Annotated in this window: 15 protein-coding genes; 11 read left to right on the top strand and 4 right to left on the bottom strand. The window is 37.1% G+C overall.

Features of this window, described 5'->3' with window-relative positions; all coding sequences use genetic code 11:
* Positions 1–76 precede the first annotated feature (76 nt).
* The 7 genes from DS737_RS08510 to aroC all read left to right on the top strand — a co-directional run bounded on the left by DS737_RS08510 (position 77) and on the right by aroC (position 6,417).
* Positions 77–1,219 (top strand): ribonuclease D, encoded by a 1,143-nt coding sequence (locus DS737_RS08510; protein ID WP_004639105.1) that lies wholly within the window; start codon positions 77–79, stop codon positions 1,217–1,219.
* A 185-nt stretch (positions 1,220–1,404) separates the two neighbouring features.
* Positions 1,405–1,665 carry a YcgL domain-containing protein gene (locus DS737_RS08505; RefSeq protein ID WP_017394735.1) on the top strand — a complete coding sequence of 87 codons (261 nt, stop codon included), beginning with the start codon at positions 1,405–1,407 and terminating at the stop codon, positions 1,663–1,665.
* Positions 1,658–2,047 (top strand): hypothetical protein, encoded by a 390-nt coding sequence (locus DS737_RS08500; protein WP_004639110.1) that lies wholly within the window; start codon positions 1,658–1,660, stop codon positions 2,045–2,047. Before DS737_RS08505 ends, DS737_RS08500 begins: the two co-directional genes overlap by 8 nt.
* 42 nt (positions 2,048–2,089) lie before the next feature.
* Positions 2,090–2,941, top strand: a complete 852-nt coding sequence (locus tag DS737_RS08495) for an AAA family ATPase (RefSeq protein ID WP_004639112.1) — start codon at positions 2,090–2,092, stop codon at positions 2,939–2,941.
* 12 nt (positions 2,942–2,953) lie between these two features.
* A complete protein-coding gene (locus DS737_RS08490) occupies positions 2,954–4,141 on the top strand; it encodes a vWA domain-containing protein (RefSeq protein ID WP_004639114.1) in 1,188 nt (395 codons plus the stop codon).
* Positions 4,142–4,303: 162 nt separating this feature from the next.
* The gene (prmB, locus tag DS737_RS08485) at positions 4,304–5,314 is read left to right on the top strand and encodes a 50S ribosomal protein L3 N(5)-glutamine methyltransferase (protein ID WP_113997312.1); all 1,011 of its coding nucleotides are present in this window, start codon (positions 4,304–4,306) and stop codon (positions 5,312–5,314) included.
* Positions 5,315–5,325: 11 nt separating this feature from the next.
* The gene (aroC, locus tag DS737_RS08480) at positions 5,326–6,417 is read left to right on the top strand and encodes a chorismate synthase (RefSeq protein WP_113997311.1); all 1,092 of its coding nucleotides are present in this window, start codon (positions 5,326–5,328) and stop codon (positions 6,415–6,417) included.
* 95 nt (positions 6,418–6,512) lie between these two features.
* On the opposite strand, the gene DS737_RS08475 is transcribed toward aroC, so the two are convergent.
* Complete coding sequence (locus DS737_RS08475; RefSeq protein ID WP_005080788.1) at positions 6,513–7,742, bottom strand: GGDEF domain-containing protein; 1,230 nt, start codon at positions 7,740–7,742, stop codon at positions 6,513–6,515.
* Between the two features lie 346 nt (positions 7,743–8,088).
* On the opposite strand from DS737_RS08475, the gene DS737_RS08470 reads away from it, so the two are divergent.
* On the top strand, positions 8,089–8,838 hold the full coding sequence (locus DS737_RS08470; protein ID WP_075315579.1) for a TenA family transcriptional regulator: 750 nt from the start codon (positions 8,089–8,091) through the stop codon (positions 8,836–8,838).
* A 72-nt stretch (positions 8,839–8,910) separates the two neighbouring features.
* Here DS737_RS08470 and DS737_RS08465 read toward each other — a convergent pair whose 3' ends face one another.
* Positions 8,911–9,612, bottom strand: coding sequence for an NAD(P)H-dependent oxidoreductase (locus DS737_RS08465; protein ID WP_113997310.1), 702 nt, complete (start codon positions 9,610–9,612; stop codon positions 8,911–8,913).
* Positions 9,613–9,743: 131 nt separating this feature from the next.
* On the opposite strand from DS737_RS08465, the gene DS737_RS08460 reads away from it, so the two are divergent.
* From DS737_RS08460 to DS737_RS08450, 3 genes are all read left to right on the top strand, one after another.
* Positions 9,744–10,775 (top strand): AraC family transcriptional regulator, encoded by a 1,032-nt coding sequence (locus DS737_RS08460; protein WP_171287610.1) that lies wholly within the window; start codon positions 9,744–9,746, stop codon positions 10,773–10,775.
* Positions 10,776–11,289: 514 nt separating this feature from the next.
* A complete protein-coding gene (locus tag DS737_RS08455; protein WP_113997308.1) occupies positions 11,290–11,520 on the top strand; it encodes a hypothetical protein in 231 nt (76 codons plus the stop codon).
* Positions 11,521–11,602: 82 nt separating this feature from the next.
* Positions 11,603–11,827, top strand: coding sequence for a hypothetical protein (locus DS737_RS08450; protein WP_113997307.1), 225 nt, complete (start codon positions 11,603–11,605; stop codon positions 11,825–11,827).
* 1,366 nt (positions 11,828–13,193) lie between these two features.
* Here the strand turns inward: DS737_RS08450 and DS737_RS08440 are convergent.
* Both DS737_RS08440 and DS737_RS08435 read right to left on the bottom strand, forming a co-directional pair.
* Positions 13,194–14,399, bottom strand: coding sequence for an MFS transporter (locus DS737_RS08440; RefSeq protein WP_113997306.1), 1,206 nt, complete (start codon positions 14,397–14,399; stop codon positions 13,194–13,196).
* A gap of 121 nt (positions 14,400–14,520) precedes the next feature.
* Positions 14,521–15,102: a TetR/AcrR family transcriptional regulator gene (locus DS737_RS08435; protein ID WP_113997305.1), complete on the bottom strand. Its 582-nt coding sequence runs from the start codon at positions 15,100–15,102 to the stop codon at positions 14,521–14,523.
* Positions 15,103–15,288: the final 186 nt, after the last annotated feature.

Below are 15,288 nucleotides of genomic sequence, written 5' to 3'. Positions count from 1 at the left end.
GTTTATTTTGTTTGAGTAATCACTGTGTTTTTGCAGTTTGATTGCAAATGGTTCTTTTTATTGTATTTGAGCAAATATGTTTCAGTTTATCCAGCAGCAAGAAGATTTAGCTGTTCTCCTCCACAAAATGGAACATTGTTCCACCTATGCACTTGATACTGAGTTTATTAAGGTTGATACCTTATATCCAAAACTCGGGGTGTGCCAAATTAATCTAGACGGTCAGGTTGCATTGCTTGATGGTACGGTATTAGATCTCACACATTTTTGGGACAAAGTGTTCAATGCACAGCAGAATATCTTTCATGCATGTAGTGAAGATATTGATTTAATTTATCATTATGCTGATCAAAAACCATTGCATAATATTTTTGATACACAAGTCGCGATGGCTTTTCTTGGGAATGGTTTGCAGGTTAGCTATCAAAACGCACTCAAGACTTATTTAGATATTGAGATAGAGAAAGATCAAACACGCTCAGATTGGTTGGCACGTCCGCTAACACCACAACAAATCAGTTATGCTGCGAATGATGTACTTTATTTACCTAGACTTGCTGAAGCATTAAAACGCGATTTGCAGAGCAAAGGGATATATCACTATGTGTTGGAAGACTGTCAGAATCTCACCAAAGAAATTGGAACAGATACTCCACTCGCCGAGCTGTATACCGATATCGGTAATTATCGCCATTCACGCCGTGAGTTAATGCAATTACAACAATTAAGCATCTGGCGTGAGCAAATTACCAAAGCGATGAATCAACCGCGTAGTTTTATTCTTAAAAACGCAACGATGATTGATTTGGTAGAGAAAAATCCGCGCAATACATTTCAACTTGCTCAAGTTAAAGATATTCGACCTAATGTTGTGCGTGAGCACGGCAAAATGATTTTAGAACTTTTGAAATTTTTGCCGCCAGAAGATGAGTGGCCGCTTAGAATTGCACGTCCGATTAAGAATAATTCGAAAGAGTTAGCCCCGAAAGTTGATCAGTTGATTGATGGTATTGTTAATCAAACATCTATACCTAAAGAGGTGTTGTTACGAAAGAAATGGCTTCATGCGATTTATGAGCATGTCGTATTTGGTTTGGACGAACAAGTTTTACCAGATTATTTATTAGGCTGGCGTTATGAGCTTTTAACTAAGCCTCTGATCGCACTTTTGCATCAAGATAGTGAATATTTAGCAATGCAAATGAAAGTCACTCGGTAAAAATACGGTTGCTAAAAAATACGACTCTAGCGTTAACATTCCTTAATGTACCTGTGGTTTTTTTCATGTATCCTGTTTAGTGTCTATTGAGGTCTAATTGGCTTGATAGTCACTAAAATTGACAAAAGTTGTGAGTAAACATGCACTGCGATATTTATAGATCGAGCAAAAAAGACGAAATGTATATGTATATTGCTCGTCCGAACTCTTCTGAGAATAATGAGTCTGAGAACCCTTTTGACGGTATTCCAGAAACTGTTTTACAAGCATTTGGAAAAGCCACTTTTGTTATGCGTTTAGAACTTCATGCTGAGCGTAAACTTGCACGTGCAAATGTGTTGCATGTTATGGATTCGTTAGAAACCAAAGGCTTTTTTATTCAAATGCCACCAGAAGGATTAATCAATCCGAATGCGGTAGAACCTGAGGGCTTACGAGGTGCTTGAGACATTAACAGCGGTATGGGCAAATATTCTTTCAGTACTGGATCAGTTTCCTGAGGAAAATGTTGCGATCATAGTCTATGTTACTGGAACAATCATTGCCTTGTGGTGTTGGTATCGTTTAATGACGCGTTTACCGAGTCCCATCGGTGGCATCTTGTGGATTATCGCTTTTGCAGTCCTTGCAACACCAACAATTTCTGAAGGTCCGAATTCTGGAATCGCACCTGCAATTTTTGGATTGATTTTTGGTGTATTAACCAAAGAACATGTGTTGGTGTGGGCCAATTTATCCTTGATCCTCTTTGTCATAGGGATTGGTTTATCGATTGGTTTTTGCTGGTCAAAATATACCGCCAATAAGAAAGCTGCTCGTTCAGTTTAAATATTTACACAAAGTTAGATACAGAAAAATAAGGTTTTTTAAATGTCTGCTGATAATCAACACTTTACTGGTACAGATCAATATATTGCAACTGATAGCCTAAAGCTTGCTGTAAAAGCGGCGCGTGCTCTACAAAAACCATTATTGGTAAAAGGTGAGCCGGGTACAGGTAAAACGTTACTGGCTGAACAGGTTGCTGAAAGTCTTGGGTTAAAACTGATCACTTGGCATATCAAATCAACAACCAAAGCACAGCAAGGTTTGTATGAATATGATGCTGTTTCGCGTTTACGTGATAGCCAGCTAGGTGATGACCGTGTCTATGACATTAAAAACTATATTAAGCCTGGTAAATTGTGGGAAGCATTTACTAGCGATGAGCGCTGTGTATTATTAATTGATGAGATTGATAAAGCAGATATTGAATTTCCAAATGACTTGTTGCATGAGCTCGACAAAATGTCGTTCTATGTGTATGAGACAGGTGAGACGATTACTGCAACTCAGCGTCCAATCGTGATTATTACTTCAAATAATGAAAAAGAACTTCCAGATGCGTTCTTGCGCCGTTGTTTCTTCCATTATATTGAGTTCCCTGATGAAGCAACGATGCGTGACATCATTGCAGTTCATTTCCCAAGTATTTCGAACACTTTGGTGAGTGAGGCTTTACAGATCTTCTTCAAATTACGTCAAGTACCAAGTTTGAAAAAGCCACCTTCAACGTCTGAATTAATTGATTGGTTAAGCTTATTGATGGCAGATGATATGCCAGAAGATGTGTTGCGTAATCATGATAAATCAAAAGCGATTCCACCGTTGTATGGTGCGCTAATCAAGAATGAACAAGATGTACAGTTGCTAGAACGTTTAGCCTTTATGTCACGTCGTTAAGAGTGCTCGTATATGTTTGTACGACTGTTCTACACTTTACGCAAATATGGCGTACCTGTTACGACACGTGAATTGATTGATCTGAATCAAGCGGTGGCTTCAGGTCTAGTTTTTGCAGATCAAGAAGAGTTTTATCAATTGGCTAAAACGGTTTTAGTCAAAGATGAGCGCTTCTTTGATAAGTTTGATCGTGCCATGAAAGATTATTTTGATGGTATTGAAACCTTTGACTTAGATGAGCTACTCAAACACGTTCATAAATTGCCAAAAGACTGGTTTGATCTTGAGCTACTAGAAAAGCATTTAACTCCAGAGCAACGTGCTGAATTGCAAAAGGCGGGTTCTCTCGAAGAACTGATGAAAATGTTGGAAGAGCGTTTGCGCGAACAACATAAAAAACATCAGGGCGGCAACCGGATGATTGGTACAGGTGGAACTTCACCTTTTGGTGCTTTTGGTGATCATCCTGAAGGTGTACGTATTGGTGGGCCGGGCCGTAAACGTTCAGCGGTAAAAGTATGGGAACAACGTAAATACCAAAATCTTGACGACGATCAGGTTTTAGGAACACGCCAGATGCAAATCGCCTTACGTCGTTTGCGTAAATTTGCGCGTCAAGGGGCTGCCGAAGAGCTAGATGTTGATAGCACGATTCGTGAAACTGCGAAACAAGGTATCTTGGATGTGCAACTTGTTCCAGAACGCCGTAATCGAATCAAAGTATTGATGTTGTTTGATGTAGGTGGTTCTATGGATGCCTATATCGCTGAATGTGAAAAACTGTTTAGTGCTGCAAAATCTGAGTTCAAGACTTTAGAATATTTTTATTTCCATAATTGTCTTTATGATTATGTTTGGAAAGACAATCACCGTCGTAGCTCGACACGTATGAACACATGGGATCTATTGCATACTTATGGACGTGATTATCGGGTTATCATTGTAGGCGATGCTAGTATGGCGCCTTATGAACTCAAGTCTGCTGGTGGTTCAGTTGAATATATGAATGACGAGGCTGGGGAAGTGTGGTTAAGACGTTTACGTCAGCACTTTGATAAAACAGCTTGGCTCAATCCTGAAGTGGAGGGTTATTGGCATTACACCCAAACTATTCAGTGGATTAAAGAAACATTTGAAGATCATATGTATCCAATGACTTTGAAAGGGATCGAGGATATGACCCGTTATTTGTCTCGTTAAAATTTAAATAAATCCGATATAAAACCGTTTCTTTGATCTGAAGCGGTTTTTTCTTATTAAATAAGCTTCAAGAGAGCTAGAAACTGGTTAAAGCGTTGCTTTGCTTTTCTTGGCTCAGGTAAAATAAACCGTTTTGCAATTAGCACTTTTGGAGACGCCTAAGTGGAGCGACCAACGATCAGCCCTGAACATTTACAAGAAGCGGCTGAAAACTTAGTAAACATAAGAGATTTTATCCGTTTTGGTGTCACCGCACTTCGCCAATACGACGCGCACTTAGGTCAAGGCACAGAAGATTATTTCGCTGAAAGTTCTGCATTGGTTTTGCAAACACTTTCTCTTGAGTGGAAGGCTGATGCGGAAATCCTAGATGCGAAACTATTACCAAGTGAAAAAGCAGAATTTCTAAGCTTATTGGAACGTCGTATTAATGAGCGTGTCCCAACTTCATACTTATTAAATCTTGCATATTTCTTTAATAAACCATTTTATGTTGATGAACGTGTCTTAATCCCACGTTCACCGATTGCTGAGTTAATTGAACAGCGTTTTGCACCATATTGTTTAGATGAAAATGGTCAAATGCTTGAAGCGTTAAACAGCCTACCAGAAAATCCTAAACCGAAAAAACCACAACGTATCTTGGATATGTGCACGGGTTCAGGCTGTATTGCAATTGCATTGGCGTATGCATATCCAGAATCAGAGGTTGATGCTACAGATATTTCTAAAGAAGCTTTAGAAGTTGCTTCGATCAATACAGAACATCACAATAAACAGTATCAAGTTGCACTACTTGAATCTGATCTATTTGCAAAAATACCTGCTGAAAATCAATATGACTTGATCGTAAGTAATCCGCCTTATGTAGATGCTGAAGATATGGCAGATTTACCTGAAGAATTCTTACATGAGCCAGAACTTGCGCTTGCTGCGGGACAAGATGGTTTGGACTTGGTGCGTAAAATGTTGGCTCAAGCTGCTGATTATTTAACTGAAGATGGTCTGATCGTTATCGAAGTGGGTAATTCAGAATGGGCGATGCGTCAAAATTTCAATACGGTTGACTTTCACTGGCTAACTTTCCAAAAAGGTGGTTCTGGTATTTTTGCTTTGACTGCTGAACAATGCCGTCGTTATAAAGAAATATTTCAGCAATCCATTCAGAATTAAGGGGATAGAACATGGCAGGGAATAGTATTGGTCAACTTTTTCAAGTCACGACATGTGGAGAGTCTCATGGTGTCGGTTTGATGGCAATTGTTGATGGCGTGCCGCCGGGTCTTGAACTTTGTGAAGCTGATTTGCAGAAAGATTTGGATCGCCGCAAGCCTGGTACATCTAAATTTGCAACGCAACGTAAAGAGCCAGATGAAGTCGAGATTATTTCCGGTATTTTCGAAGGGAAAACAACTGGAACTTCGATTGGTTTATTGATTCGTAATACAGATCAAAAATCTAAAGATTACGGCAATATTGCTCAAACTTTCCGTCCTGGTCATGCTGATTATACCTATACACAAAAGTACGGATTCCGTGATTATCGTGGTGGCGGACGTTCAAGTGCACGTGAAACTGCGATGCGTGTTGCAGCGGGTGCGATTGCAAAAAAGTATCTAGCTGAAAAATTTGGGATTGATATTCGTGGACATGTCACTCAAATTGGTAACGAAGTTGCAGAGAAATTAGATTGGAACGAAGTACCTAACAATCCATTTTTCTGTGGTGATGCTGACGCGGTGCCACGTTTTGAAAAATTGGTTACGTCTTTGCGTGAACAAGGAACAAGTTGTGGTGCAAAACTAGAGATCATTGCCGAGAATGTTCCTGTTGGTTGGGGTGAACCTGTATTTGATCGTTTAGATGCTGATATTGCACATGCAATGATGAGTATTAACGCGGTTAAAGGGATTGAGATCGGTGATGGCTTTGCTGTAGCGGGTCAATTTGGTCATGAAACTCGTGATGAACTCACCACAGATGGTTTCCTTGCTAATCATGCTGGCGGAATTTTAGGTGGGATTTCGAGTGGTCAAACTATTCGTGTTGCAATTGCATTGAAACCAACAGCTAGTATTACAACACCAGGTAAGACGATTACGATTAACCGTGAAAATACCGATGTCTTAACCAAAGGTCGTCATGACCCTTGTGTGGGCGTACGTGCAACACCAATTGCAGAAGCGATGTTGGCGATCGTATTAATGGATCATTTTTTAAGACATCGTGCACAAAATGCAGATGTCGTACCTCCATTTAAACCAATCGAAGCATAATCATATTTAGTCACACTTTTAATTTATTATAAGTGTGACTTTTATTTAATGTAATATTCAATTAATTTACTGAATAATAATCTTCTGTATATTTATTATAAAGCTTCAGAAATCATATTTTCAGAAGAGGCGATGTGATATTGATTTCTACCATTACTTTTCGCAATATAAAGGGCATGGTCGGCACGAGAAATAAATTCTGAAAGACTATCACCTAAACTTGGTACCATCGTCGCAACACCAACACTTATCGTTACATGTTTAGAAATTTGGCTTTTAGGATGATTGATGCCAATATTACTCACCAACTCCATTAACCGTTTAACTTGGATGAGTGCTTGATCTTGATCTGTCATTGAAAATAGTAACAAGAATTCTTCCCCACCATAACGCGCTGCTAGATCACCACTGCGTGAAGTTATTGACCCCAATAAAATAGCGATACGTCTTAAGCATTGATCACCTTGAATATGACCAAGTGTGTCGTTATAGAGTTTAAAGAAATCAATATCAATCATCATAATCGTGATGGGCATTTCATGGCGCATGGCTCGTTTCCATTCATTTTCAAGTACTTCATCGAGATAACGACGATTCGCTAAACCCGTTAGAGCATCTTGTTGTGAAAGAATTGAGAGTTGTTGTGCCTGTCGCATGAGCTCTAATCGGTTAAGTTCGATCATGCAGTTTTGCAAGTAATTTTCGCGGTGCTGTCGATCCGTCGCATACGCTAATGCCATCCCCAAAAAACTACTAAATGTGTATGTTCTATGTAAAAAAGTCCAATCAATAGAACCACTTAACCAGGTGCTTGCTGCAATACCAATTAAACCTCCCATCCATCCTGCAAACATTGCGGTATAAAAACGCATACCAACAAAGCCATAAATAATGACAACCGCATACATCATTGCAGCATGGAATAAAATGTTATGTTGGCCTTGTGCAAGAACGTTAATGAGGGTGAAAGTAATGGCTACAGCACCCATTGATCCTATACAAACGTAATGATCGAACCACCGATTCATGATCGGAACAAAAGACAATAACCATGCGAGAAGGATAATAATCCCAACCCAGCCATAGTAAGCAATCCACTCAAGACGCATATCTGGTGGTAGGACTTGATAAATACCAAAGCTCAGAAATAAATATAGGCCCAAGATGATTGGCGCACGATAACGGAATTCGTGTGCGGCCTCATTTCTATACTGATCTCGGTAGATCGCTTCTAACTCTTTAGGAAACCAAACTAAATTTAGTCCGCGAGAAATTAGCAAGTCGATTTGATCTTGTCCCAATATATTGGAAGCTTTCAACTTCATCTTATCGCTTACCACTCCCTAATGTTTTTATGTAAGTCATCTAATATTGGAATTGTTTTTTACTACGTTACACTGAATTAAATAAAATGTGTATTAGATAATCAAAAAATCCCATTTTTTTGTGATAATCATCTTTTTGTTGTTCAAAACTTATGCTGATTAAAGGTTTATATCGCTTTTAATGCTGATAATATATGGATTAAATGAGGATGATATTCAATAAATAACTCAGTAGTACAAACCGAGGAATGGTAATTGTATATTTGCTGCAATAAGATACAATCTAGAAAAAGCAGCAATCATGGAATATGATTGGATTAAGTCATACGAAATAGGATGCATCGCAATGACTGCTATGAATCAATACGAAAAAAAATTGGAAATTACGGCTCATTCTGAGTGGTCACAACGGTTCTGGGATGAACTTTTGCCAGCAAAAGAACGAGTTAGCAAACACCCTTTATTCTTGGATATGGCAAGTGGTTCATTAAGCTTGGAGTGTTTTCGCTCAGCCTTATTGAATTTTTATCCTTTAGTCGCTCATTTTCCTTCTTATATGGCTGGAACACTAGCCAAAGCTACTGCGTTTTCCTTATCTGGTGTAACCGAAACACGAGATTGGCTGATTCAAAATATTAAAGTTGAGGAGCGCCATCTTACTTGGTATCAGGATTGGGCAGGTGGTTTTGGACTTACGGTCGACATGCTAAATAATGTTCGGCCGCCAGCAGCGATGAATGCAGTTAATCATTTCTTATGGGATGTGAATTACCGAGGTAGCTTAGCTGAGAGTATTGCAGCCACAAATCTTGCAATCGAGTGGGCGACAGGGGACTGGAGTATACAAGTTTACAAGGGGGTGCAAAGTTATACTCAAAACCCAGAAGTAACGATTAATAAACGGTCATTGGCTTGGTTGAGAGCACATGCGCATTATGATGATCTGCATCCGTATGAAGCGATGGAACTTATCAAACGGTTATGTGATCAAGATCCTGTGATGCAGAAAAAAGCATTTTTGGCTGCACAAGAAGGTTTAGCGTATTATGAACTTGCATTGGATGAGTGTTACAAAATTCAGCAAGCGAATCGATAATACAAAGAATAAAACTGCGATCTAGCTTGGGGACGGATCGCAGTTTTTTTATAATTTTTTTACATTTGTTGGTTAGGTTTTAGGATTCATTTTTTCATCAAAATTTTCAAGATGAGGAAATTCTAGAGGGCTAAGATTATCCAGATTTTGAAGGTATTGTTCCAAGTTGGTTAAAATGTCTTGTCGGCTTTCATTGCTAATATATGGAACATGATATGCAATAAATGGCGGTATAACTTCAAAACCAACATAAGCCAAAGAACCACGTTGAATTGAAGATAAATATTGTTCAATTGGACCATGAACTGAGTTCTCTCCAAACATATGATCTCGTCCACCAAGACTAAAACAAAGCATTGCTTTTTTGCCAGTCATACCACCATGATTATAAAAACGTTTACCGCCATAAAATAGTCCTGAGACAAATACTCGATCTATCCAGCCTTTGAGGATCGCTGGTACAGATGTCCAATATAAAGGAAAAGTAAAAATCACAAGATCAGCACGTTTAACTTTTTCGATTTCAACGGCAATATCAGGCGAAAGTGTATTGCTTTTTAATGCATTACGTTGCTCGAGGGCATAATTTAGATATTCGGTTTCATCAAAATCACTAAAATCATCAGCTGATGCAACAGGATTAAATTTCATTTCATATAAATCAGATACTTCAACTGTATGTCCAAGTTGTTCAAAAGTCTGTTGAACCGTAGTTTTCATAGCAGTTGTAAATGATCGTTTTTCAGGATGCGCGTGAACAATTAGTACATTCATTGGAAAATAAACCTTTAATCTTGGATTTTTTACGAACTTACTATGCCGTAAAGCTAAATCGTGGCATAGTTCATAAACCGCCAATTTTTACCAATTTACGCCAAAATATTAGCTGTATAGGATCTAAAAATATGAATCCTGAACTTCCTGGTAGTTATGTGAATTTATTAGTTGATGTACTTAAAAAACGGGGCATTGCACCCGAACAACTATTATCTGGAACAGGTATTTCAATTGATAAACTCAATGCACCTTTTTGGTATGTGGATTTTAATATTTTCAATTACTTGTTAGAACGAGCTGCACAGATTACCGATGAACCAGCAATCAGTGTATATCTTGCAAAAGAAATGAAAATTTCTTGTTATGGACATATCGGAGTCGCTGCAACAGCTTCAGAAGATCTTGGTTCCGCGATTAAAGTTTTGGAGCAATTTATCGGATTGCATTGTACAGTATTTAAGCCCAAACTTCAGGTGAATGATGGAAAAGCATACTTGTATTTTAATCAACCTTTACAACAATTTAGGTTTAACAGACATGAGATTATATTCTTGGTTTTTGGTTTTGCTCAGATAGTAGAAAATTTAGCTCAACAGCGGTTAGATATCCGTTTTGAATTCCAGCAAGATAAGCCAGATTTCTACAAAAAAATATTTAATATTAATCAGTTAAATGGTGAGTTCAACGCAAAAAATGACTGCTTAATATTGAATCAAAATGTATTATCTTTACCATTAAAGACAGCCGATGCATTGGTTGCGCGATTAACAATTCAGCAGTGTAAACAGGATATTCAAAAGCTATTTTTAAAAAGGAAAAATGTAGATAGTGCGGCAAAAAATGTGAAAGAAGAACTATATGATGAAGCACTTGGATTTCTATCGCTTAAACAGGTTGCTGAAAGATTACATTTGTCAGAGAGAACATTACAGCGCCAACTCGCGAAAGAACAAACTTCATTTCAGTTGTTAGTTGCTGAGGTTCGTAGAAAACAAGCAGAATTTTTATTAAAACAACAACATCTATCTATTGAACAAATTGCAGAACGATTAGGATACGCAGATATTTCTCATTTTTCACGTGCATTTAAAAAATGGACGAACGTTACACCTAAGTTTTATAGAGAGGTTGAGCGATACAAAACAAGAGTGGTTTTGTAGTATATATTAGTAATCTACAGAATAAATAAATTATTATATATCAATATCTTATATTGGTTAGTTGCGCATAATAACCGCATTATGTTACTTGCCGTTGCCATTGACTAGAAAGCTGATTTTCATTTGAGAATCGGCTTTTTTGTCAATGGTGCTAAGCTTTCTAGCGCACGTGCAGGCATTTAACATCAATGCTCATTATGCGAACATCGAAGAAGTGCGCGGGCGGGAGGAGGGACGTTCGACCAGACGCGCACTTCTTAGTGTGCGTCAAATCCTGTCGCTAAAGTAAATTTCGTCCACCATCTCTAGTGGTGGACTATGGTCCGGAAAATAGGACTTTAACAACAGCACTAATTTGGTGCATTCTAATTTTATATTATTTTTCAATTGTTTAATGTTGTGCATTGGATTGTCTTTTCAGTAAAACTTGTCAAAATTATTTATAAAAAATGTTGACAAATACATACCTAGTATATATTTTGTATATACAAATGCTTATTATTGTAGTGTTTATATGGCTAATTTCGAACATATAGCCCAACAGATTCAAGAAAGAAAGTTTTTAAGAGATCAAAAAATAGAGAAACTTATGGCTTCTTTAGATGAACTGGATGGCGTGGTGAATTTTAGAGTTAGTAGCTCGTTAAAAGAGGAATTTAATAAAGTATGTAAAGAAAATCAGTCAACAATCAGTCGAGAACTAAAGAGATATATGCTTACAGTAGTTAAGCAAGGTCGTTTTTAAATTTTGTTTTAAATAATCACTGCATGACTAGATGGCAGTCTAGTCATGCAGCTAATCACAAGGATCTAAATAGGAGATCATCATGACTGTTGCACATAGTACATTGCTTAGTTATCTAGGAAAACAAATCAGCTTTAAATATCCGGTTCCAGTAGAATATAACTCATCAGGTTTTGACCAAATTTCAGGTCAAGTAATTTCTGTCCTTATTGAATTAAATGAAAATCACCAACTTTGTGTGCTTCATGATGAAAAGACTGATTCAGCTGATTTTTTTGAGTTTGATCAAATGATATTTATGAAATAAATATCATTTGGTTGACCTGGATTTTTCAGGTCAACATTTTTAATATTTTAGTAGGCCTCGAAAGATTCACTTTTTAGATTTAATATCATTTTATATCAATCACTTAGTTTGTTTTGATTTATTAAAAATTTGAATCTTGTGATCTGGGCTTATTAGACTAGATAGCTAATTAAATGCGCCTTAGGGCGCATTTTTATTAGTTTTAGAGCGAGTGTCTACGAGCGAACTGATATTGTATGATTCTCGGTTCTTTTTCCCTGATTACAGGCTCCCATATGTATAAACACGGTAAGAACCGAGCTACGCTCGCCGAAAGTACGTTGCCGTATTTAAGGGATATTTCTCAATCATGGGTAAGATGCTCTTATTGTGGCCGTACAGTTGTATATTCGCAGTTAATCAAGCATCAGCGTATTTTTCATAATTATGGAGAAAAAGGCGGTTTAATTATCGATTTTTGAGCTTTATATGGATTTTATATGATGTGGGGCTTAGCAATCATAAAACGGCTTTAGAAACACGCTCAGGATCAGCTATAGGTGCTGGGTTGCGTTAGGGATTGAAGTGGGAAATAACAAGAGCCAAGAAGTTAGGAAAATTTATTTTTTAACGGCTCATAGAGACTAAAAAAATAATAATTTTTCAACTTAAGGGCTGAAGTTATTGAAACGAAAAAGCCCGACCGTTTACGGGAACGCCCAGATGATCCAGAGCATCATGCAAATTATTCTAAAAATTAAAATGGAAAAACATCTAACTGAGATTTCGCATAATGTATATTATGTTAAATAAGATATCTAAAGACTGTGGCCTACACACAACCATCCATCACGCGACATATAAGTTGTCATTTGCGACAGATGTTACGTCATTCACATGTCTATGTTGTGCATAGCATTCAAATTTAAATTACAACTTGGGTATTACGGGTTTACCTAATTTGATGATTTTTTTAATATCGTTACACATGCATGTACTTCATTGACCTGACTCTTGAAACTTTTCGGCTCAACTTTTCCCTATTTTACATGCTGTCCTACCTAGAGTTCTTAGCAATTCTTTAGCTCTAATGAATGAGCCTCGAATTACTCCATAATACAATTTAGGTTCATCATATTCATCAATAGCATCTTCGATACGATGCAATACTTCTTTTAATAAGATCGCAGAATTTGCATTTGGTAGATAAAAGTATTTATAGTAATTCTCATTAAATTTTCTACAAATTCCAGCTAATTAAATACAGGGCTGATTTAATTCTATTATCTGACATTATTTATTCCTTATAAAATTATTTGTAATCTAAATAGTCAATAAACACTGAGTTGAGAAGACACAACCTAGTGTCTAAAGCTAATAACAAATTTTATCTATTTCTGAATCCATGTGCTTTAGCTTGTAATACAGCATAGACTGAAATTAATGATAAAATACACATTGCTATTGTGAATGATGATGGGCCGATTTTTTGAAGTAATACACCACCTAGCAACCCTCCTCCAGCAACAGCCAAATTAAAGACAGTAACTAACATAGACTGAGCTACATCAGCACCTTCACCAGCTGTGTCAGCAATTGCTGTTTGCAATAAAGTTGGAGCTCCACCAAAAGTTATACCCCATAATGCGATACCACTAAGTACTAGCCAAGCATAGTTACCATTACCACCTAACCCTATTAGAATGGCAGCAACAGTAAAGCCCGCTAAACTTAGCAAAGTTAATAGGCGTAATGATCTATCCACCCAAACACCAGTAACCCAAATCCCAATGATTGAAGATACACCGAATAACAAAAGGACTAGATCTACCCGATCACCAAGACCTACCGAGGTTAAATAAGGTGAAATAAAGGTATACAAAACATTATGTGCAAGTATCCACAAGAAGATTACAGCTAATACTGAGCGAATACCTGGATGTAAAAATATCTCTTTGATCGACTGGCGTTTTTCTGCAACCTGTCCAGAAACGTTTGGAATTGCAACTCTAATCCAAATTAATAGAAGTAACGCGAGTAGAGAAATGATCCAAAATACACCTCTCCAACCAAACATACTTCCCATCCAAGTCCCCAAAGGTACTCCCATACATAAAGCAATTGGTTGTCCTACACCAACAATAGCCAATGCTCGCCCCTGTAAGTTAGTAGAGACCATACTTCTAGCATAACCTGCCAGTACTCCCCAAATAATTCCTGCTGACATCCCCGCGATAAAACGAGCAACTAACACAACAATATAGCTAGAAGATAAAGCCGTTAAGGTATTGAAAATTAATAGTCCGCTTATTGCCATTAAGAATAATGGTCTTCTAGACCAACTGCGAGTAGCAGCAACGACAGGAATAGCAGCTATTACAGAACCTAGAGCGTAAACAGATACTAATTGTCCTGCTAAAGCTTCTGTTACCTGTAAATCTCTACTAATCAAAGGTAATAAACCAGCTGGAATTGTTTCTGTCATAATCGTAATAAAACCAGCAAGCGTAAATGCCAGAAGTTTTAAAATTGGAATATTTTCTTTAGTATTTCCAAATTCAGCCGCACTTAATGTCTTGTTTTGTATATTCATGTCTAATTTGCTTTAACCTAGATCAATTATTAAAGATGAGTCACACCATTTTGGAACGATCATTCCAAAATGGTGTGTAAAAAAACCACCCTTTCTGAAAGTGATTTTTAACTATTAAAAATTAAATTGCACTCATTGCCACATTTACAATATCAACTAATTTTGCTGAAAGCCCTTTTTTACTATTCCCCTTACTAAAAACACGTATTCCTTGAATTGTACTAACAATAAATCTAGCTAATATCTCAGGATTTTTACTAGGATCAATTTCACCATTAGTTTGTCCATGCTTCAGCAAAGTACAAATAGCTTTTTCCATTCTTTGTAAGTTCTTTTCTACTAATTCGGCTATCCCCTCATCATATCGAGCCATTTCCAAAGATGCATTAGCTACCATACACCCCATATTCTCAACGTCATTAATTTCATCTGAGACAATTTTCATAAGCAAACGTAGAATTAAGTCTTTAGCTTTCCCTTCTTCAGACAATATAGCTATATTATCAGCGGTTATTTCGTAATAACGTTTTAAAGAAAATTCATAAAGTCCATATTTGCTTCCAAAAGTGTTATAAAGACTGCCTCTACCAAGACCAGTCCCTTCAACTAGATCCTGAATACTCGTACCAGCATATCCTTTCTGCCAAAATACTTTCATAGCAGCTTCTGCTATTACATCTTGCTCAAACTCCTTTGGTCTCATTTGAAACTACCATTATGGAATGATCATTCAAGAATGATATCTTTTATTAGAATGGAAGGTCAATAAGAAATTTTTATTGATTTTCCATTCTTGAAAATTAGAAGCGTTAGTTCATGAACTTAATTAACTGTTTTTTGAAAAAATATCTGTATAAATTATTAAATTTAATAAATATATTTTTATTTA

The sequence above is a fragment of the Acinetobacter haemolyticus genome, assembly GCF_003323815.1.
Classification (GTDB): Bacteria; Pseudomonadota; Gammaproteobacteria; order Pseudomonadales; family Moraxellaceae; genus Acinetobacter; species Acinetobacter haemolyticus.
This window is presented reverse-complemented; position numbering and strand designations above follow the sequence as displayed.

Coding starts and splice junctions, on each gene's coding strand:
- DS737_RS08510 (WP_004639105.1), top strand. CDS start 77: ATGTTTCAGTTTATCCAGCAGCAAGAAGATTTAGCTGTTCTCCTCCAC.
- DS737_RS08505 (WP_017394735.1), top strand. CDS start 1,405: ATGTATATTGCTCGTCCGAACTCTTCTGAGAATAATGAGTCTGAGAAC.
- DS737_RS08495 (WP_004639112.1), top strand. CDS start 2,090: ATGTCTGCTGATAATCAACACTTTACTGGTACAGATCAATATATTGCA.
- DS737_RS08490 (WP_004639114.1), top strand. CDS start 2,954: ATGTTTGTACGACTGTTCTACACTTTACGCAAATATGGCGTACCTGTT.
- aroC (WP_113997311.1), top strand. CDS start 5,326: ATGGCAGGGAATAGTATTGGTCAACTTTTTCAAGTCACGACATGTGGA.
- DS737_RS08475 (WP_005080788.1), bottom strand. CDS start 7,742: ATGAAGTTGAAAGCTTCCAATATATTGGGACAAGATCAAATCGACTTG.
- DS737_RS08470 (WP_075315579.1), top strand. CDS start 8,089: ATGACTGCTATGAATCAATACGAAAAAAAATTGGAAATTACGGCTCAT.
- DS737_RS08465 (WP_113997310.1), bottom strand. CDS start 9,612: ATGAATGTACTAATTGTTCACGCGCATCCTGAAAAACGATCATTTACA.
- DS737_RS08460 (WP_171287610.1), top strand. CDS start 9,744: ATGAATCCTGAACTTCCTGGTAGTTATGTGAATTTATTAGTTGATGTA.
- DS737_RS08455 (WP_113997308.1), top strand. CDS start 11,290: ATGGCTAATTTCGAACATATAGCCCAACAGATTCAAGAAAGAAAGTTT.
- DS737_RS08450 (WP_113997307.1), top strand. CDS start 11,603: ATGACTGTTGCACATAGTACATTGCTTAGTTATCTAGGAAAACAAATC.
- DS737_RS08440 (WP_113997306.1), bottom strand. CDS start 14,399: ATGAATATACAAAACAAGACATTAAGTGCGGCTGAATTTGGAAATACT.
- DS737_RS08435 (WP_113997305.1), bottom strand. CDS start 15,102: ATGAGACCAAAGGAGTTTGAGCAAGATGTAATAGCAGAAGCTGCTATG.